The organism is Aureimonas endophytica (genome assembly GCF_014642635.1).
Taxonomy (GTDB): domain Bacteria; phylum Pseudomonadota; class Alphaproteobacteria; order Rhizobiales; family Rhizobiaceae; genus Plantimonas; species Plantimonas endophytica.
Map to the genome: position 1 here is coordinate 96,034 of NZ_BMIQ01000005.1, position 18,354 is coordinate 114,387.

The window sequence follows — 18,354 nt, forward strand, 5'->3', positions numbered from 1 at the left end:
GCGAAGCATGGCCTATTTCATGTGTCTACAAACGAGACGCCGGCGGAAGGCGCGATCCCGCCGCCGCCGCGCGGGACATTTCCGACAATCCGATCCGAGGGAGTTTCGCATGCGATTCCTGTCCTGTTTCGCAGCCGCGGGGGCGCTGCTCGCCGCCCTGACGCTACCCTCGGGCGCGGCGGAGAAGCCGTCCGTCGCCGCGATCTCCGGCTATTTCGCCCAAGGGTTCGGCGTCTCGATCGTCAACGGGCTGAAGAAGGCCGAGAAGGATTTCGGCATAGAGCTGAAGCTCGTCGACACCGGCAACCGCGCCCTCGACTACGAGGAGCAGTTCACCAATCTCGCCAAGGGCGGCCAGTACGACCTGATCTTCGTGATGGGCTGGGAACTGGTGGATTCGCTCCAGAAGGTCGCCGCCGCCTATCCGAACCAGCGCTTCGTCTTCATCGACGGCGTGCTCGACGCCAAGAGCATCGTCTATGCCAATTTCGCCGAGGAACAGGGCTCCTTCCTCGCCGGCGCGCTGGCCGGCATGGTGGAGGACCAGGGGCCGCAATTCGACAAGATCGGCGACGGCAAGGCGATCGGCTTCGTCGGCGGCCGCGACATCCCGGTCATCCGCAACTTCCTCGGCGGCTACGAGCAGGGCGCCAAATATGCCGCGCCGGACGTCAAGGTGAACGCCGTCTTCGCCGGCACCTTCGACGATCCGGCGAAAGGCAGCGAGCTCGCCATGACGCTCTACGGCCAGGGGTCGGATATCGTCTACAACGTCGCCGGCCCGACCGGCGAGGGCGTGATGCAGGCGAGCGCTTCCGCCGACAAGTATTCGCTCGGCGTCGATGTCGACATGTGCGGCTCGGCGCCCGGCAATGTCCTCGCCAGCATGCTGAAGCGCGGCGACGTCGCCGTCTATTCGATCATCAAGGACGAGGTGGAGGGGCGCCGCATCGAGCCCGGCACCCGCACCTTCGACCTCGCCTCGGGCGGCGTCGAGCTGAAGCTCTGCGACGATGTCGCCGCCAAGCTGCCGGAGGCGGTCCGCGCGAAGCTGGAGACGATCCGCCAGGACGTCGTCGGCGGCAAGATCGCCATCGCCAAGGCCAAGTAGCGGCACCGGCATGGATCTCGCCGTCGAACTGGTCGGCATCACCAAGCGCTTCGGCGCCTTCGTCGCCAACGAGGGCGTCGACCTCGCCGTGCGGCGCGGCGAGATCCACGCCGTCATCGGCGAGAACGGCGCCGGCAAGACCACGCTGATGAACGTGCTCTTCGGCCTCGTGCAGCCCGATGCCGGCAGCATCCGGCTCGACGGCCGGGAGCGGGTGATCGCCAGCCCGGCCGAGGCGATCGAGGCCGGGCTCGGCATGGTGCACCAGCATTTCAAGCTGGTGCCCTCGCTCACCGTCGCCGACAATGTCTTTCTCGGCATGGAAATCCGCCGCCGCGGCCTGATCGACCATGCCGAACAGGCGCGGCGCACGCGCGAACTCTCCGAGCGCTTCGGCCTGAAGGTCGATCCCGACGAGCGCGTCGGCCTCCTGTCCGTCGGCATCGAGCAGCGGATCGAGATCCTGAAGGTGCTGGCGCGCGGCGCGCGGACCGTCATCCTGGACGAGCCGACCGCCGTCCTCACCCCGCAGGAAAGCCGCGAGCTGTTCCGCATCCTGCGCGGCTTTTCCGCCGAGGGCATGACGGTGATCTTCATCTCGCATCATCTGGAGGAGGTCATGGAGGTCTCCGACACGGTGACGGTGCTGCGCGCCGGCCGGCATGTCGCGACGCGGCCGACCGCCGGCCTGTCGCGCGAGGATCTCGTGCGCATGATGGTGGGGCGCGCCGTCAACTTCGCCCGCCGCCCGCGCGGCGCCCGGCCCGGCGCGCCGGTGCTGGAGGCGAAGGCGCTCTGGGCGCGCGACGCCCGCCGCCTGCCGGCGCTGAAGGACGTCAATCTCACCGTCCATGCCGGCGAGATCGTCGGCATCGCCGGGGTCGCCGGCAACGGCCAGACCGAACTCGCCGAGGTGCTGGCGGGGCTGAAGGTTCCGAGCCATGGCGAGGTGCGCCTCGGCGGCGCGGCGATCGCCGGCCGGTCGCCGGCCGAGATCCGCGCGCGGGGTCTCGCCCATGTGCCGGGCGACCGCCTGGCGCGCGGCGTCGACCGCAACGCCTCCATCACGACCAATATCCTGATGGGGCGGCAGAACGCGGCGCCCTGGAGCCGGAACGGGCTGATCCGCTGGAAGAAGGTGGCGGAGGAGGCGGAGACGCTGATCCGGCGCTTCGACATCCGGGCGCGCTCCGCCGCCAGCCCGGTGCGCAGCCTGTCCGGCGGCAATATCCAGAAGGTGGTGCTCGCCCGCGAATTCACGCAAGGCGCGCCCTTCCTTCTGGTCGACCAGCCGACGCGCGGCGTCGATATCGGCGCGCAGGAGGCGATCCACGACGAGATCATGGCGCAGCGCGAGGCGGGACGCGCCATCCTCCTCATCTCCGTCCAGCTCGACGAGCTCGCCGCCCTCGCCGACCGCATTCTCGTGATGTTCGACGGCCGCATCATGGGCGAGGTCGCGGGCGAGGCGCTGGACGAGGAGTCCGTCGGCCTGATGATGACCGGCGTGCCCCAGGCGGCGGCGGAAGGGGCGCGGCCATGAGCCCGGCTCTGCGCACCGCCCTCGGCCAGGGCCTGGCCCTTCTCGCGGCGCTCGCCTGCGGCGCCGTCGTCATCCTTCTCGCCGGCGAGAGCCCGCTGCGGGTCTGCCGGACGCTGCTTCTCGGCGCCTTCGGCGACCGGGAGAAGATCGCGGGCACCCTTCTCCAGACGACGCCGATCCTGATCTGCGGCGTCGCCGCCTGCATCGCGCTGCGCGGCGGCATGTTCAATGTCGGCATCGAGGGGCAGCTCTTCATGGGCGGTTTCGCGGCGGCCGTGGTCGGCTTCTCCGTCTCGCTGCCGGCGCCGCTCCATGTGGCGCTGGCGCTTCTCGCCGCCGTCCTCGCCGGCCTCGCCTGGGTGTTCCTGCCGGCGCTCTTTCGCGTCCGCTACGGCGCCAACGAGGTCGTCTCGACCATCCTCTCCAACTATATCGCCGTGCTTCTCACCTCCTACGCGACGATCTTCCTGTTCAAGCGGCCGGGCGGCTGGTCGGAAACGCCGCCGATCCTGCCCTCCGCCCATCTGCCGGAACTCTTCGACTTCTCGCGCCTCAATATCGGTCTCGTCGTCGGGCTCGTCCTCGCCGTCGCCGCGAGCCTCTTCTTCCGCTTCTCGGCGCGCGGCTATGCCCTGTCGATGATCGGCTCGGCGAAGGATTTCGCCGAATATGGCGGCATCGACGTGCGCAAGGGCGGCTTCGCGGTGCTGCTCGTCTCCGGCGGGGTCGGCGGGCTCGCCGGCGGCATCGAGACCCTCGGCGTCCATCACCGCTTCATGGAGGGCTTCGCGCCGGGCTTCGGCTTCGACGGGCTGATCGCGGCGCTGCTCGCCAACGGCTCGCCGCTCGGCACGATCGCGACGGCGCTGTTCTTCGGCGCGCTGCGCGCCGGCTCGCTGCTCCTGGAGATCGACACGAGCGTGTCGCGCGAGATCATCACCGTGATCCAGGCCTTCATCATCCTCGCCGTCTCCGCCGATCTCCTGATGCGGCGGCGGGGCGATGCCAGCGCGGGGGAGCGGCGATGGAAGTTCTGAACGCCCTCTTCAACACCGCCCTTCTCGTCGCGACGCTGCGCACCACGGCGCCGATCCTGCTCGTCGCCCTCGGCGGCTCCTTCACCACCAAGGCCGGCATCTTCAATATCGGCCTGGAAGGGCAGATGCTGATCGCCGCCTTCTTCGCCGTGCTCGGCTCGATCTGGACGGGCTCGGCGCTGGCGGGCGTCCTTTGCGGCGTCCTCGCGGCCCTCGTCTTCGCCCTCGTCTTCGCCGTCCTCGTCGTCAGCTTCCGCGCCAACGAGGTGGTGGTGGGCCTAGCCCTCAACATCCTCGCCGGCGGCATGACGATCTCGCTGATGAAGGCGATCTTCGGCACGCGCGGCTCGGTGGTCGGCCATGGCATCGTCGGGCTGCCGAAGCTGCAGATTCCCGGCCTGCGCGAGCTTCTGGGCTTCTCCTATGCGCAGCTCCTGTCCGGCTATACGCCGCTCGTCTATGTCGCCTTCCTCGCGGTGCCGGCGCTCGCCCTCTTCTATCGCCGCACGCGGCTCGGCCTGCATCTGCGGGTCGCGGGCGAGAAGCCGGAGGCGGCGGAGGCGCTCGGCATCCGCGTCGCGCGCCTGCGCTACACGGCCTCGCTGCTCTGCGGGCTGTTCGCGGGGCTGGCCGGCGCGCATCACTCGCTCGGCTACATCACCATGTTCACCGAGAACATGGCCTCGGGCCGGGGCTTCATGGCGGTGGCCATCCTGATCTTCTCGGCCGGCGATCCGGGCAAGCTTCTCGCCGGCTGTCTCGCCTTCGGCTTCGCCGACGCGCTGTCGCTGCGGCTCCAGACCTTCGGCCTGCCCTCCTATCTCATCCTCGCCCTGCCCTATGCGGTGGCGCTCCTCGCCCTCTTCGCCCTCGCCTACCGCGCCCGGCCGCGCCTGTTCCGCGAGAGCGCCGAGACCATGCGCCGCGCCCTTTCGGCCGGTCCCTCCTCCTCCATCTGACGGTTTGCCATGCAGCGTCTCATCCTCGACGTGGATTCGGCCGGTGACGACATCCTCGCCGTGCTCTTCGCCGCCGCCCATCCCGAGATCCGCCTGGAAGGCGTCACCACCGTCACCGGCGCGGCCGGGCCGATCGAGCAGGTGACGAATGTCGTCCTCAACACGCTCGCCCTCGCCGGGCGGGACGACATTCCCGTCCATGCCGGCGCCTTTCACCCGATCGTCGGCAATTCCAAGGCGGACATGGCGGCGCCCGTCCATTTCGAGAAGCGCCTCGCGGCCCGCTTCGGCGAGCGGCTGAAGCGCTTCAACCCGCCGGCTCCGCCGCCCGCCCGTCCGGCGACGCCCGGCCATGCGGTCGATTTCATCATCGAGACCGTGCTCGCCCATCCGGGCGAGGTGACGCTCGTCACCACCGGGCCGACCACCAACGCGGCCCTGGCCCTCCTGCAGGAGCCAAAGCTGGCGGGGGCCTTGAAGGCCATGTTGGTGCTCGGCGGCACCTTCACGACGCCCGGCAACATGACGCCGCTGTCCGAATACAACATCTGGGCCGATCCCGAGGCGGCGCGGATCGTGCTGAACGCCGCCACCGACAAGATCCTCGTGCCGCTCGACATCTGCGAGGACAATCGCGTGGCGGACAGCATGCTGACCCGCGACGACCTCGCCGACATGACGGCAGGCGCCCGCGACAACCCGGTCCTGGCGATGATCGCCGAGACCTTCCCGATCTATATCGACATCTGGCGGGAGTTCTTCGATCTCGTCGGCTTCCCGATGGACGACGTGATCACGGTGGCGCTCGCCATCGCGCCCGATCTCGTCACCACCACCGCCCCGCTCTTCGCGGATGTCGTGCTGGAGCGCGGCATCGCGCGCGGCCAGACCGTCGCCTATCGCGGGCGCCAGATCCTGCCGGGCGGCGACGGGCCGAAATCGACGCGCGTCGCCACCGGCCTCGCCGGCCGGCGCTTCCTCGACATGTTCAAGGCCACGATCGCCCGCTACGAGCGCGGCGCGGCAAGGACGGACGCATGATGCCGACCCCGATTCTCTACGATTGCGATCCCGGCCACGACGACGCCATCGCGCTGGTGATGGCGCATCGCTCGCCGGCGATCGAGCTTCTGGGCGTGACCACGACCTGCGGCAACGCCACGCTCGAACGCACCACCGAGAACGCGCTGCGCATTCTCGACTATCTCGGCGCGCGGGACGTGCCGGTGGCCGCCGGCTGCCATCGGCCGCTGGCCCGGCCGCTGGTGCTCGGCACGGCGGACGGGCCGAGCGGCCTCGAGGGCACGCCCTATCTGCCGCCCGCGACGCGCGGCCCGGTGGCGGAGCACGCCGTCGACTTCCTGGCCGCGCGCCTCCAGGCGGCGCCGGAGCCGCTGACCGTCGTCGCCACCGGTCCGCTCTCGAATCTCGGCCTCCTGGCGCTGAAGCGTCCCGAGGTCCTGCCGAAGATCAAGGAGCTGATCTGGATGGGCGGCGTCTTCTGGCGCCAGTCCGACATCATCACCCCGACCGAGTTCAACGCCTTCTGCGACCCGGAAGCGCTGGGGATCGTGCTCGACAGCGGCGTGCCGATCACCATGGTCGGGCTCGACGTCACCATGCAGGTGCTGATCGAGGCGGAGCAATATGCCGAGCTCGACCGGATCGACACGCCGCTCGGCCGCGTCGTCAAGGATTGGCTGCTCTATTACGAGAAGCTGCACCGCAACTCGATGGGCGTCGGCGGGGCGATGCACGATCCGCTCGCGCTGGCGCTGGTGATCGACCCGACGCTGGTGCGCACCCGCCCCGCCCATATCGGCGTCGAGCTCGGCGGCAGCTATACGTTCGGCGCGACCGTCGCCGATTTCTGGCGCGAGCGCGGCGAGCCGGACAATGCGAGGATCGCCTGCGAGGTCGATGCCGACCGCTTTTTCCAGCTGATGTTCGATCTCCTGCGGGACTGAGCCGTCCGGCCGCCCGCGCCGGGGAAGGGCTCCGGCGCGGCGAATCGGTTGTCCGCTGTCAACCATCCGTCATCCGGCGGCCGAAAGGCGCCCGTCGACCCGCGCGGCCGGCGCGAATGCGCGGATTCCCGAGGGAACGGGCATGATCGACGGGCGCCCGAGGGCTTTCCGGCATGGACGGCGGGGGCCGTCTCGTCTAGCAAGCGATTCAGCCTGCAAGAAGGAGCCTGTCTTGAACAATAGCGACATCGCGGCCGTGGTGGCCGAGGAGCATTCCATCGCCAAGGCCGAGGCGAAGGCGATCGTGGATCGCGTCTTCGCGGCGCTGGCGGAAGCCGCCGCGCGCGGCGAGGAGGTCTCGATCAACGGCTTCGGCAAGTTCAAGGTCAAGGAAGCGGCGGCGCGCGAGGGGCGCAATCCGAGCACGGGCGAGACGATCCAGATCGCCGCCTCGAAGAAGCTCGGCTTCACCCCAGCCAAGGCGCTGAAGGATCGCCTCAACGGCTGAGGTGGCCCACTCGCCCTCCGGGGCGCGCCATGGCCCCTGGCTCGGGACGGGATGACGTGCGATGATGGACGGCGAGGACGTCTACCGGTCGCGGATCGCGGCCTGTCTGGCGGCGGCCGAGGCGGCGGCGCTGCCGCAGGTCAAGGCGCGGCATCTGGCGGCGGCGCGCTCCTGGCAGCTGCTGCTGGACGACCTCCTGGCCCGGGCCGAGGCCCGTCCTCCGGCGACGGACCCGGACCCGGACCCGGACCCAGCGTCCGACGCCGACTGAGCCGCCGTCCCTTCCTTTCTACGCCACCACCGGAACCCGCATGAAGCGCCCACCCGCCCCCTTCGTCGTCGAGCACAAGCGCCGGCCGCGCCGCGCCAAGGCCGAGCCCGCCTCGATCTGGTCGGGCGATGTCGGCCGGACGCTGCAGGACATGCTGCGCCCCGACGCCGCGACGCCGGATGCGGGCGGCGCCGAGGCGGCGACCCGCTCGCCCACCATCCGCGTCGAGAAGCGCGCCGACTCCGCCTTGCCGAAGCGCATCCTGGAAGCGCAGGTCGCGGCGAGCGTCGAGCCCCCGCCGGCAGCGCCGGACGCGTCCGACGACGAGCCGTTCGAGAAGCCCCGGCGCGGCCGGCCGCGCAAGGCGCTCGTCGTGGCGCCGGTCGAGGCGGAGAGCGAGCCGGAGATCGAACTCGAGGCCGCCGACCCCATCGAAGCCGCCGCGCCGGAGCCGGTGGCGACCGTGCCCCTTCCCGACATCGCCGCCCACGATCCGGCGCCCGGTTCCGGCCGCCTCAGCTATCGCGAGCGCCGCCAGAGCGCCCGCAAGGACCTGCCGCTCGGCGAACGCTGGCGCTGGAACCGCAAATATTGAGGCGAACGCGGCGGGCGGGCCGAACGTCCGATACCAAAGCGCCGCTCCGCTGATCCTGGCCGGCGCCGCTTCGGCTGCGTCTTTCCTGCCGCGAGACGCGATGACGGAGTGGTCCCGGCCCGGGGCTGACAGGACAGCGATGTCTCGCGCTTCTCCCCGCTCCGCCGCGCGGTCGAGGACGCGTTCGGCGCCACCCGTTTTCCGCCCCTCGCCTTGGCCGCGACACCGAGAGCGCGCGGCAAGGGTCCGACCGCCCCCATCACCGTGCCAAGATCCTCCGCGAGTTGCGGTAGAACTCTCGAGCGCTTCGGCGACGCTTCACGCATCGTCGCCAAGTTTCGAAAAGCCGAAAACTTCGCGGGCCGCGCTAACGGCTGCGTAAGCATGGCGCCAGAAGCTTCGGCCCAATACGCTTGGTCGGCTGATTAGGAAAAATCGAAGGATAAATCATCGGGCTCCTTTAAATCGTTGCTGGCTATCTATTCCCGTGCCGCGATTGTCCGGCGGGTTTCTCTCAGTGACGCGGAGCCAGGGTTCCCGATGATGTCCTTCATTCGCAAGCTTCAAGGGTTCGAGCGCGACCGCTCCGGCGCGACGGCGATCGAATATGGCCTGATCGCCGCCTTCATCGCCGTCTGCCTGATCGGCGCCCTGCCGCAGATCACCGGCGGCATCGAGGCGCAGTTCACCAGCGTCGGCAATCATCTGACCACCGGCCAGTAAGCGACGCCTCGGCTTTCGAATTTTGCCTTGTCGGCTTGGCGACCCTCGCGAAGCCGACCACCGCGGGTTCGAACGGGGCCGGGGTCTCTCCCGGTCGATCCTTCGCGGTGGCGCCGCTCCCCCTTGGCCGCCGCCGCTGGCCCCTCGATCCCGCAGGAGCCCTGGCAATGCCAGGCTATCTGGACCGCCGACGGCCCGCCCCGCGCGAGGCCGGGAGCGGTCCTTTTTTCTGCCCGCCCGACGCGCCGGGACGGCGCGTCCTCAGATGGCGCCGTGGCGCGGCGGCTTCGTGCCGTTCAGCCAGTAGTCGCCGACGAAGCGGTATTTCCAGAGCTGCGGATCGTGCACCGCATGGGTGCGGGCATTGCGCCAGAAGCGGTCGAGATCGTGGACGGCCAGCGTGGCGCTGGCGCCGCCGAGCTCGATCAGCCGCGAGCCGGCGAGAAGCGCGGCATCGGTGGAGGCGATCTTCGCCTCGGCCACCGCGACCGAGGCGGCGGCGACCGTCTCCTCCGTCGGATCGAGGCTCGCCGCGTCGACGAAGTGACCGGCCCGGTCGAGCAGCGCCGCCGCGCCCGCGACGCGGATCGACACCTCGCCGATCGTCGCCGTCACATGCGGATCGTCGGCATGGCGCGCGACGCCGGCATCCCGCCAGGGCCGCGCCACGTCCCGCACGAAGCGGATCGTCTCGGCCAGCGCGCCTTCGGCCAGACCCTGCTGCACGCCGGCATGGATGATCTGCGCATGCGGCCCCATCGGGGTCGGGCGATCGAACAGCGCCGAATAGGGCACGACATGGTCCGGCTCCACCCGCACGTCGCGGAAGATCGTCGTGCCGGAGCCGGTGGTGCGCTGGCCGAAGCCCGACCAGTCGTCCTCGACGATCAGCCCGTCCGTGCCCTTGCGCACGAAGGCGATGACGGCCGTCTCGTCCGGCGCCTTGGCGACGGCGACGATCCAGTCGGCGAAGAGGGCGCCGGTCGAATAGAATTTGCGCCCGTCGAGCCGCCAGGCCGCGCCGTCCGGCCGGATCCGCGTCTCGATATCGTGCGCGGTGCGGGTCGAGCGTTCGGAGAGAGCGTTGCCGAGCCGCTCGCCGGCGAGGACGCGGGCGTAGAAGAAGCGCTTCTGCCCCTCCGTGCCCTCCAGCCGCAGCCCTTCCAGCATGAAGAAGTGGTTCTGCGGGATCTGGCCGATCGACCCGTCGGCACCGGCGAGGATCGCCGTGACGCGCGCCAGCGTCCCGGCCTTCACCCCCGCCCCGCCATAGGCTTTCGGCACGGTGATGGCGAAAAGGCCGGCGCGCGACAGGCGGTCGAGTTCGGCGAAGGGCAGGCGCCGGTCGCGGTCGCGCTCGGCCGCGCCGGGCGCGAGCTCGGCCGCCAGTTCGCGCGCGACGGCGATCGCCTCGGCGTCGTCGCGGATGCGGCGGGTCTCGGCCTCGGCCTCGCTCTGGCTGTCGGTAGGGGCAAGCGGGCGCAGGGCGCTCATCTCGTCTCTCCCGCGATCGTCGGATGGGTCATCGGATCTCAGCTCCAGGCATGGCGCGGCGGGGCAATGCCGTTCAGCGCGTGGTTGCCGACATGGAAATATTTCCAGCGCACCGGATCGTGCAGCGTGTGCGTCCGGGCATTGCGCCAATGGCGGTCGAGATTCTCGGCGGCAAGCGTCGAGCGCGTGCCGCCGAGCTCGTGCAGCCGGTCGGCGGCGAGGATCGCGGTCTCGGTGGTCGCCACCTTGGCCGCCGCCACGGCGACGGCGGTCTCGGCCACCGCCACCTCGGAGGGCTGGTCGAGAATGGCGTCGATCGCCCGCCCGGCCCGCTCCAGCAGCGCCTCGGCCGTGTGCAGCCGCACATGGAGATCGCCGATCGCGGAGATCGTGAAGACGTCCTGATGCGCGTGGTCCTGGCCGCTGTCGATCCAGGGCCGCGCCTTCTCGCGCACGAAGCGGATCGTGTCGGCGATGGCGCCGCGCGCGATGCCGAGATCGACCGCCGCCTGGATGAGCTGCGAGACGCTGCCGTTGGAGGAGGGCTCGACGCCGCCGCGATAGGCCGGGATCAGCGCCTCCGGCCCGATCCGGACGTCGCGGATCGTCACATTGCCGCTCGCCGTCGTGCGCTGGCCGAAGCTCGACCAGTTGTCGATGACGGCAAGGCCCGGCGCGTCGCTCGGCGCGATGGCGAGATGGACGTTCCCCTCCTCGTCCACCGCGCCGATATGGATGAAATGGGCGAAGAGCGCGCCGGTGGCGTAGAACTTCTCGCCGTTGACGACATAGCCCTCCCCGTCCCGGCGCACCGTGGTCTCGAAGGCCCCGACATGCTTGCTGCCGGCTTCCGAAAAGGCGTTGCCGAGCCGATAGCCGTCGAGGACGCGGCCGAACCAGAGGCGCTTCTGCGCTTCGCTCGCGGTGACGCGGATGGCGTCGAGCGCGGCGAGATGGTTCTGGGGGATCTGGCCGAGCGACGGATCGGCGGCCGAGATCGTGGCGATCACCTCGCCGAGCGTCGCGAAGGAGACCGCCGCGCCGCCATAGGCCTTCGGCACCGTGATGCCCCAGAGGCCGGAGCTGGAGAAGCGGTCGAGCTCGGCCGCCGGCAGGCGCCGCTCACGGTCGCGCGCCGAGGCCTCGACGGCGAATTCCGCCGCGAGCTCCCGGGCGACCGCGATCGCCTCGGCGTCGGAAGCGATGCGATGCGCCCTCGGATGGCGCTCGAAGCGCGGCGGCTCGGTGGAAAGGGCGGGGGCGAGCGACATGGCGCGCCCTCAATTCGTGCCGACCGGCCTGATCCAAGACGCGGTGACGGCGCCCTCCAGCCGGAATTCGGGCAGCTTGGCGTTCAGCTGCTCCTCGTTCTTCACGTCGTTGTCGAGGAGGAACTGGCGGGTGATCAACGTCGGCGGCAGGAGCACCTTCGTGTCCTTCAGCTCGCCCGTCAGCGCCAGCGCCACCGCCCGCACCGCCGCCGCGCCGGTGCCGGAGGCGCTGATCGCGGCGGTCGCGACCCAGGCGCTGCCCGGCTCGCGGATCGCCTGGATGTCCGAGGTCGAGACGTCGACGCTATAGACCTTCACCTGATCGGCGAGGCCCGCCTCGTCCACCGCGATCTTCGCGCCACGCGCGAACTCGTCCCAGGGGCCGAGAATGACGTTGATGTCCGGATTGGCGCGCAGCGCCGCCGCCGTCTGGTTGGCGGTGGTCTGGGCCGGCGTGTCGTCCACCGCGCCCCATTGCGCCTTCTGCTCGACCTTCGGATGGTCCTTCTTGAAGGCCTGCCAGACCTTGTCGCGCTTGTCGAGCGCCGGGAAGCCCTCGACATAGATGTAGCCGGCCTTGAAGGCGTCGCCATTGTCCTTGACCGCCTGGCCGAGCACGAGGCCGAGCTGCTTCGACTCGTCCTGGTCGATGACGATGACCTCCTTCTGCGGCAGCTCGACATTCTGCACCGCGACCTTGATGCCGGCCTTCAGCGCCTCGTCCACGACATCGGCGATCGCCTCGCCCTTGCCGCCAGCGAGGATGATGCCCTGGACGCCGAGATTGATCGCCTGGCGGATCTGCTCGCGCTGCTCGTCCGGCTTCTGGCGGCCCTGGAAGCTGCGCAGCTCGATGCCGAGCGCCTCGGCCTGGCGTTTCACGCCCGCCTCGTAGTTCTGGTAGTAGTCGCCGCCCGACAGATAGACGATCAGCGCGAGCTTCACCCCGCCCTTGTCGAAGGGCGCGGGCGCGCCGGGAAGGCCGGCGGCGAAGGCGGGGCCGGCGAAGAGCAGCGGCGTCAGCGCGAGCGTGGCGAGGAGATGGCAGCGAAGCATCGGGAAGGTCTCCGGGAGCGACAAGGGGAAAGGGGGCGGCTCAGGCGCGGCGACGCGCGAGGCCGAAGGTGAGCGCGAGCGCGCCGATGAGGACCGCGCCCTTCACGAAATCCTGCAGGTAGTAGGGCGCGTTCAGCATGGTCAGCCCGTTGAGGAGCACGCCGACGAAGACCGCGCCGACCACGGTGCCGAAGACGTTCGGCCGGTTGGCGCCGAGCACGGCATAGCCGATCAGCGAGGCGGCGACGGCGTCGAGCATCAGGGAATTGCCGGCCGAGACGTCGCCCCGGCCGATGCGGGCGGCGAGCAGCACGCCGCCGAGCGCGGCGATGGCCGAGGACAGGACATAGGCGGCGACGCGATAGGCATTGACCGGCGCGCCGGCGAGATAGGCCGCCGTCGGCGAGCCGCCGACCGCGTAGAAGACCCGGCCCCAGCGCGTGCGCTCCATCAGGAACCAGGCGACGAAGGCGACGGCGGCGAGGATCACCACCGGCACCGGCACGACGCCGCCGAGCCGCAGCCGGCCGAGCGCCAGGAAGGCCTCCGTGAAGCTGCCTTCGGCGGTGGAGCCGTCGAGCAGCACCATGCCGGGCGCGATGGAGCGCCCGCCGGTGGGGATGAGCTGCGCCCCGGCGAGAAGAAACAGGGTGCCGAGCGTCGCGAGGAGGTCCGGCACGCGCAGGGCGACGATCAGGAGGCTGTTGAACAGCCCGACGAGGACGCCGATGGCGAGCGCCCCGGCCACGGCCTCGAAGGTCGAGCCGCCATGGACGATGAGGATATAGGCGGAGGCCATCTGCGTCAGCGCCGCGAGCGCGCCGACCGAGAGGTCGAAGCCGCCGACGGCGGAGGAGACCGTGACGCCGATGCCGAGCAGCGCGACGATCGCGACCGCCTGGAGGATCGAGAAGAGATTGGCGACGCGCAGAAAGGCCGGCTCCTGCCAGGTGAAGCCGATGACGAGGAGCGCGAGGAGCACGAAGATGCCGCTTCGGATCGCGAGCTCGCGCAAGGCGGGAAGCGCCAGGCGGCGCGGCGGCGGGGTGGTGGCGATCGAGGTCATGACCGGATGTCCGATGGGGCGGCGGAACGGGAAGACGAAGCGGCGGCGGGAAAGGCCGTGTCGGGGCGCAGCACGCCGTCCTCGATCGCGACGATCCGGTCGCCGACTTCGAGCGCCTCCTCGGCGTCGTTGACGAAGACGAGGGTGGCGCGCGTGCCGGCCCGCTGCCGGATGGCCGCGATGATGTCGTCGCGCGCCCCGATATCGACGCCCTGGAACGGCTCGTCGAGCAGGAGGAGGCGGCAGGGCTCGGCGTGCCAGCGGGCGAGCACGACCTTCTGCTGGTTGCCGCCGGATAAGGCGGCGAGCGGATCGCGCGCCGAGCGCGCCTTGATGCCGAAGGCGCCGATGGCGGCGGTGGCGGCCGCGCGCTCGCGCCGCTCCGCCACGAGGCCGAAGGGCGACCAGCGCTTCAGGAACGGAAAGCCGATCGTGCCGGCGATGGAGGCGAAGGGCACGGAGGCGGGAAAGAAGGAGGTGCGCCAGCGATCCTCGCCGGCCAGGAACACGCCGCCGGCGATGGCGTGCGCCGGGTTCGCCGGGCGCCAGGGCGCGCCGTCGAGCTCCGCCTCGCCGGACGCGAAGGGCCAGAGCCCGAAGAGCGCCCCGGCGAGCGAGGACTTGCCGGCGCCGACCGGCCCGGTGACGGCGACGATCTCGCCCCGGCGGACGGCGAGGTCGAAGGGCTCGGCCGAGCGGGCGAGACGCACGCCCTTCAGCGCCAGGACGACCGGCGCCGCCGCGCCGACCGGAGCCGCGCGCCGGCGCTGGAGCACGGCATGGCCGACCATCAGACGCAGGGCCGCGTCGTAATCGACGGGCCGCGCGAAGGCGCCGGCGACGCGCCCGTCGCGCAGCACCAGCGCGCGGTCGGCCAGCCGCCGGAGATCGCCGGTCCTATGCGAGATATAGACGATGGCGACCCCGTCCCGCCGGAGCCCGTCCAGGACGGCGAAGAGCCGTTCGGCCTCGGCGGCGGAAAGACTGGCCGTCGGCTCGTCGAGCAGCAGGACCCGCGGCTTGTCGCCGAGCGCGCGGGCGATCGCCACGAGCTGGCGCTCGGCGAGCGACAGATCGGCGAGCCGCGCATCGAGATCGACCGCGAGCCCGATCCGGGCGGCGCGCTCGCCCGCCAGCCGGCGGATGACGGCGCGCGTCGCGACGAGCGGCGCCCGGCCGGAACAGAGCTGGTCGAGCGCCAGATTCTCCGCCACCGTCAGGTTCGGCACGCCGACATCGGCGATCGACTGGTGGACCGCGACGATGCCGCCGGCCCGCGCGCCGTCCGGCGTCGAGATCGACAGGCGCCGGCCGTCGATCTCGATCGTGCCGGCATCGGGCTCGACCAGCCCGCACAGGATCTTCACGAGCGTCGACTTGCCCGCGCCGTTGGCGCCCATCAGCGCCAGGATCTCGCCGGCATGGAGATCGAGATCGACGCCGCCGAGCGCCCGCGTCGGACCATAGGCCTTGGCGATGCCGCGCAGACGAAGCACCGGACGCCCGCCCCCGGAAGCGGGGGCGGCGGAGGCGGATCGGCTGGAGGCGGCAGGCGGATGGGTCATGCGACGAGGCTAGGACGCGCCCCGATATCGCACGAGCAAATATCTACTATATTCATCGATAATATGGGTAGAGCCATCCGCCCGCGGATGGGACGGGTGGTGCGGCCTGCCCGTCAGCAGACGCCGACCGGCAGGCCGGCGACCCGCCGCCGAGGGTGGACCATGCCGGTCGCCGAGAAGCGGTGCAGGAGTTCGGTCATGCGGGCGGCATCGACGGCGGGGCTGAACAGGAAGCCCTGGCCGAGCTCGACGCCGATCCCCGTCAGGAGCTCCGCCTGTTCGAGGCGTTCGATGCCCTCGGCGACGACGCGCATGCCGAGATTCTTCGCGATGGCGACGAGACCGGACACGACGGCGTGGCTCGCGGGATCGGCGGGCAGCCGTTCCACGAAGGACCGGTCGATCTTGATGATGTCGACCGGCAGGTCGAGAAGATGGGTCAGCGAGGCGTAGCCGGTGCCGAAATCGTCCAGCGCCACCAGAAAGCCCTGTTCGCGCAGCCGGCGGATGGCGTTCGAGACGTCGCCCCCCGTCCGGCCGAGATAGGTGGTCTCGGTGATTTCGAGCACCACGTGCCGGAGCGAGACGCCGGCGCGGCCGAAGGCCTCGGCGAGACGCGTCTCGAGCTTGGGATCCAGGAGGTCCGCCGGCGCGAGATTGACGCCGACATGCTTGAACGGAATGCCCGCGGCGAGCCAGGCGGCGACATCGGCCGCGATCCGGCGCAGCATGGCATCGGTGATCCGCAGGCCGAGCAGCGGATGGCGCAGCGCATCGGAGAAGTCCTGCGGGCCGACGATGCCGTTCCGGCGGGTTTGCAGCCGCACCAGCGCCTCGACCCCGATGATCCGTGCCGTGCGCGTGTCGACCAGCGGCTGGTAGAACGGCACGATGCGCCCCTCGTTCAAGGCGCGGCCGACGCGCTCGGCGACGGAATTGGTCCGGGCGAAGGCGCGGCGCATGCCGGGGCGATAGGCGAGAAAGTCGCCGCGCGCATGTTCCTTCGCATAGCAGAGGGCGAGATTGGCTTCCCGCAGCAGGCGCCGGGGATCGCACGGGCCGTCCCCGCCGAGCGCGCCGCCCATCGTGACCTTCGGCAGGCTCGCCGCCGCCCCGGCTTCGGCGACCATCAGCGCGTCGAGGATGGCGGCGGCGGCGGCCTCCAACTGTTCCGGCACCGCGCAGTCGTCGAGAAGAAGGGTGAATTCGTCGGAGCCGGTGCGGAAGGCCGCGAGCTTCGGCGCTTCGGCGAGGCGGCGGGCGATGGTCCGGAGCACCGCGTCGCCGGCCGGCCGGCCCTCGGTCTCGTTGACGATGCGCAGATGGTCGATGTCGAGGACGATCAGCGCCACCCGCCGCGCCGGCTCCGTGTCCAGCCGGCGCAGCGCGGCATCGAGGCCCTTGCGATTGGCGAGCCCCGTCTGCGGATCGGTCTCGCCGAACGTGCCGTAGATCGCCGCCAGGCGGGTGACGGCCGTGATCCGCCCGAAGGCTTCGTGCTGGTGATGCGGATCGAGAAGGAAATCCTCGCGCATGAAATCGTCCCGTCCAAGGTGAGGGCCCGCGGGCCATGGGAAGGAAGCCGGCCGCGCCGGAACGCGGCCGGCAAAAACGCGGATCAGCGCAGGAGCCGGCAGACCTGGACGAGCCCGTCCTCATAGGCGTCCGGGCTGCGCATGATGCCGCGACAGGTTCGGCGCATCTGGGTGCGCTCCCGGTCGCTCATGTCGCTGATGCGCAGGGCGGCGTCGCGGCGGAAGAGCGGACGCGGCGACCATGTCCAGCCGGGCATCTCCACCGCCGCCGGGCCGCGCGGCCGCGTCGGCGTCGCGGCGGGCGGCGTCGATTCGCCCGTCACGCCGCCTCCGCCGCCGCCGCTCCCGCCATCCGTGTTCCCGCCGCCCCCGACGCCGCCGCCCGGCCCACCGCCGCTTCCCGAGCCGCCGAGGCTGGCGCCGAGGCCCGCCCGGATGCCGCCGGTGCCGAGCGCCGCGCCGAGATTGGCCGACACGCCGTCATTGCCGCCGAGATTCGCCCCGGCCCCGGCGCGGATGCCGCCGCGTCCGCCGATCGAAGTTCCGAGATTGGCGGAGACCCCGTCATTGCCGCCGATCGAGGTTCCGAGCCCGGCATTGATGCCGCGCCCGCCGCCGATCGAGGCTCCGGCGCCGGCGCCGATGCCCTGGCTGCCGCCGACGGAGGCGCCGAGGCCGGCCCGGACGCCGCCGGTGCCGCCGACGGACGCCCCGGCGCCGAGGCCGAGGCCGCCGCCGGTCGCGGCGGAGGACGATCCGCCGCCGCCATTGCCGCCGATATTGGCGCTGACGCCGCCATTCACGCCCCGCGATCCGCCGAGGCCGAGCCCCAGGCCGGCGCCGATGCCGCGCGAGCCGCCGACGCTGACGCCCGCCCCGAGCCCCAGGCCGCCGGAGCCGCCGGAGCCGCCGAGACTGGCGCCGAGGCCGCCGTTCCGCGGGCCGCCCGCCTCCTGCGCCTGCGCGAGTGCCGGAAGCGTCATGGCGACGACGACGGCGGCCAGACATAGCATGCGATTGATCTTCGACATTGGGTTCCTCCTTTCTATACTTGGACTTCCGGAGGAATAATCATCGCAGCAACTCGTTGTTTCACAGCGATAATTCCGACATTTCATGATGGTTCACGAACCGTTAACGGCCTGGAGACAGTCGTTTCTGTCGGATTTCAAAGTAACATTCTGTAACGTTGCTTTCTTCCGCAATATACGTCAGTGAGCCCATCCGAGGCGGCACCTGGTACGGACGATCGTCGGCGACATTCCGCGAGCTAAATCAGACTCCTAGATCGGCTCTCAGCTATTCAGTAGATCCATCGACACCTTCGGGCCGCCGCAGGACGCGACGGGACGGGTGGGGCGGGGCGCGAGACGGCCTACGAATTGTTGAGGCGGCCGCGTCGAAAGCATGCGAGGCTGCGCCGTCGAGTGAGGAAGGAGCAGCCCATGGGTGAAAAACGGATCGCCTCCAAGGAAGCGCGCAAGCCCAAGAAGGAGGTCAAGAAGACGATCGCCGCGGCGCCGAGCCTGAAAGGCGGCCTCTCGGCGCCCGGCAAGCCGGCGAAATAGCCAGCGTTCGACGAGGCGGCGGCGCCCGCCGCCTCGTCACCCCCTCGCCGCGAGCGCGACGCGGCGAAGCGATCGCCAATCCCGG

Annotated in this window: 18 protein-coding genes; 11 read left to right on the top strand and 7 right to left on the bottom strand. The window is 70.8% G+C overall.

Annotated elements, in window-relative coordinates; all coding sequences use genetic code 11:
- The first annotated feature begins 109 nt into the window (after positions 1-109).
- The 10 genes from IEY14_RS16125 (at position 110) to IEY14_RS16170 (ending at position 8,714) form a co-directional block, all read left to right on the top strand.
- Entirely contained in the window at positions 110-1,111 is a 1,002-nt protein-coding gene (locus IEY14_RS16125; protein WP_188910287.1) for a BMP family lipoprotein, read from the top strand.
- 10 nt (positions 1,112-1,121) lie between these two features.
- Positions 1,122-2,654, top strand: coding sequence for an ABC transporter ATP-binding protein (locus IEY14_RS16130; RefSeq protein WP_188910289.1), 1,533 nt, complete (start codon positions 1,122-1,124; stop codon positions 2,652-2,654).
- A complete protein-coding gene (locus tag IEY14_RS16135) occupies positions 2,651-3,691 on the top strand; it encodes an ABC transporter permease (protein ID WP_188910290.1) in 1,041 nt (346 codons plus the stop codon). The genes IEY14_RS16130 and IEY14_RS16135 overlap by 4 nt, the downstream gene beginning before the upstream one ends.
- Entirely contained in the window at positions 3,679-4,650 is a 972-nt protein-coding gene (locus IEY14_RS16140; RefSeq protein ID WP_188910292.1) for an ABC transporter permease, read from the top strand. Before IEY14_RS16135 ends, IEY14_RS16140 begins: the two co-directional genes overlap by 13 nt.
- A gap of 9 nt (positions 4,651-4,659) precedes the next feature.
- Complete coding sequence (locus tag IEY14_RS16145; RefSeq protein ID WP_188910294.1) at positions 4,660-5,691, top strand: nucleoside hydrolase; 1,032 nt, start codon at positions 4,660-4,662, stop codon at positions 5,689-5,691.
- Positions 5,688-6,617 carry a nucleoside hydrolase gene (locus IEY14_RS16150; RefSeq protein ID WP_188910296.1) on the top strand — a complete coding sequence of 310 codons (930 nt, stop codon included), beginning with the start codon at positions 5,688-5,690 and terminating at the stop codon, positions 6,615-6,617. Before IEY14_RS16145 ends, IEY14_RS16150 begins: the two co-directional genes overlap by 4 nt.
- A gap of 232 nt (positions 6,618-6,849) precedes the next feature.
- Positions 6,850-7,125 (top strand): HU family DNA-binding protein, encoded by a 276-nt coding sequence (locus IEY14_RS16155; RefSeq protein ID WP_188910298.1) that lies wholly within the window; start codon positions 6,850-6,852, stop codon positions 7,123-7,125.
- 61 nt (positions 7,126-7,186) lie between these two features.
- Positions 7,187-7,396, top strand: a complete 210-nt coding sequence (locus IEY14_RS16160; RefSeq protein ID WP_188910300.1) for a hypothetical protein — start codon at positions 7,187-7,189, stop codon at positions 7,394-7,396.
- A gap of 40 nt (positions 7,397-7,436) precedes the next feature.
- On the top strand, positions 7,437-7,991 hold the full coding sequence (locus tag IEY14_RS16165) for a hypothetical protein (RefSeq protein ID WP_188910301.1): 555 nt from the start codon (positions 7,437-7,439) through the stop codon (positions 7,989-7,991).
- Between the two features lie 540 nt (positions 7,992-8,531).
- Complete coding sequence (locus IEY14_RS16170; protein ID WP_188910303.1) at positions 8,532-8,714, top strand: Flp family type IVb pilin; 183 nt, start codon at positions 8,532-8,534, stop codon at positions 8,712-8,714.
- A 261-nt stretch (positions 8,715-8,975) separates the two neighbouring features.
- On the opposite strand, the gene IEY14_RS16175 is transcribed toward IEY14_RS16170, so the two are convergent.
- From IEY14_RS16175 to IEY14_RS16205, 7 genes are all read right to left on the bottom strand, one after another.
- Positions 8,976-10,208 (bottom strand): SfnB family sulfur acquisition oxidoreductase, encoded by a 1,233-nt coding sequence (locus tag IEY14_RS16175; protein WP_188910305.1) that lies wholly within the window; start codon positions 10,206-10,208, stop codon positions 8,976-8,978.
- A 38-nt stretch (positions 10,209-10,246) separates the two neighbouring features.
- Positions 10,247-11,479 carry an SfnB family sulfur acquisition oxidoreductase gene (locus IEY14_RS16180; protein WP_188910307.1) on the bottom strand — a complete coding sequence of 411 codons (1,233 nt, stop codon included), beginning with the start codon at positions 11,477-11,479 and terminating at the stop codon, positions 10,247-10,249.
- Positions 11,480-11,488: 9 nt separating this feature from the next.
- Entirely contained in the window at positions 11,489-12,535 is a 1,047-nt protein-coding gene (locus IEY14_RS16185) for a substrate-binding domain-containing protein (protein ID WP_188910309.1), read from the bottom strand.
- 40 nt (positions 12,536-12,575) lie between these two features.
- Positions 12,576-13,601 carry an ABC transporter permease gene (locus IEY14_RS16190; protein WP_188910311.1) on the bottom strand — a complete coding sequence of 342 codons (1,026 nt, stop codon included), beginning with the start codon at positions 13,599-13,601 and terminating at the stop codon, positions 12,576-12,578.
- The gene (locus tag IEY14_RS16195) at positions 13,598-15,097 is read right to left on the bottom strand and encodes a sugar ABC transporter ATP-binding protein (RefSeq protein WP_188910313.1); all 1,500 of its coding nucleotides are present in this window, start codon (positions 15,095-15,097) and stop codon (positions 13,598-13,600) included. Before IEY14_RS16195 ends, IEY14_RS16190 begins: the two co-directional genes overlap by 4 nt.
- Before the next feature lie 182 nt (positions 15,098-15,279).
- Positions 15,280-16,701 carry a putative bifunctional diguanylate cyclase/phosphodiesterase gene (locus IEY14_RS16200; RefSeq protein WP_188910315.1) on the bottom strand — a complete coding sequence of 474 codons (1,422 nt, stop codon included), beginning with the start codon at positions 16,699-16,701 and terminating at the stop codon, positions 15,280-15,282.
- Positions 16,702-16,784: 83 nt separating this feature from the next.
- The gene (locus tag IEY14_RS16205) at positions 16,785-17,732 is read right to left on the bottom strand and encodes a hypothetical protein (protein ID WP_188910317.1); all 948 of its coding nucleotides are present in this window, start codon (positions 17,730-17,732) and stop codon (positions 16,785-16,787) included.
- A 396-nt stretch (positions 17,733-18,128) separates the two neighbouring features.
- Here IEY14_RS16205 and IEY14_RS25760 point away from each other — a divergent pair, with 396 nt between their 5' ends.
- A complete protein-coding gene (locus IEY14_RS25760) occupies positions 18,129-18,269 on the top strand; it encodes a hypothetical protein (RefSeq protein WP_210318479.1) in 141 nt (46 codons plus the stop codon).
- Positions 18,270-18,354 lie beyond the last annotated feature (85 nt).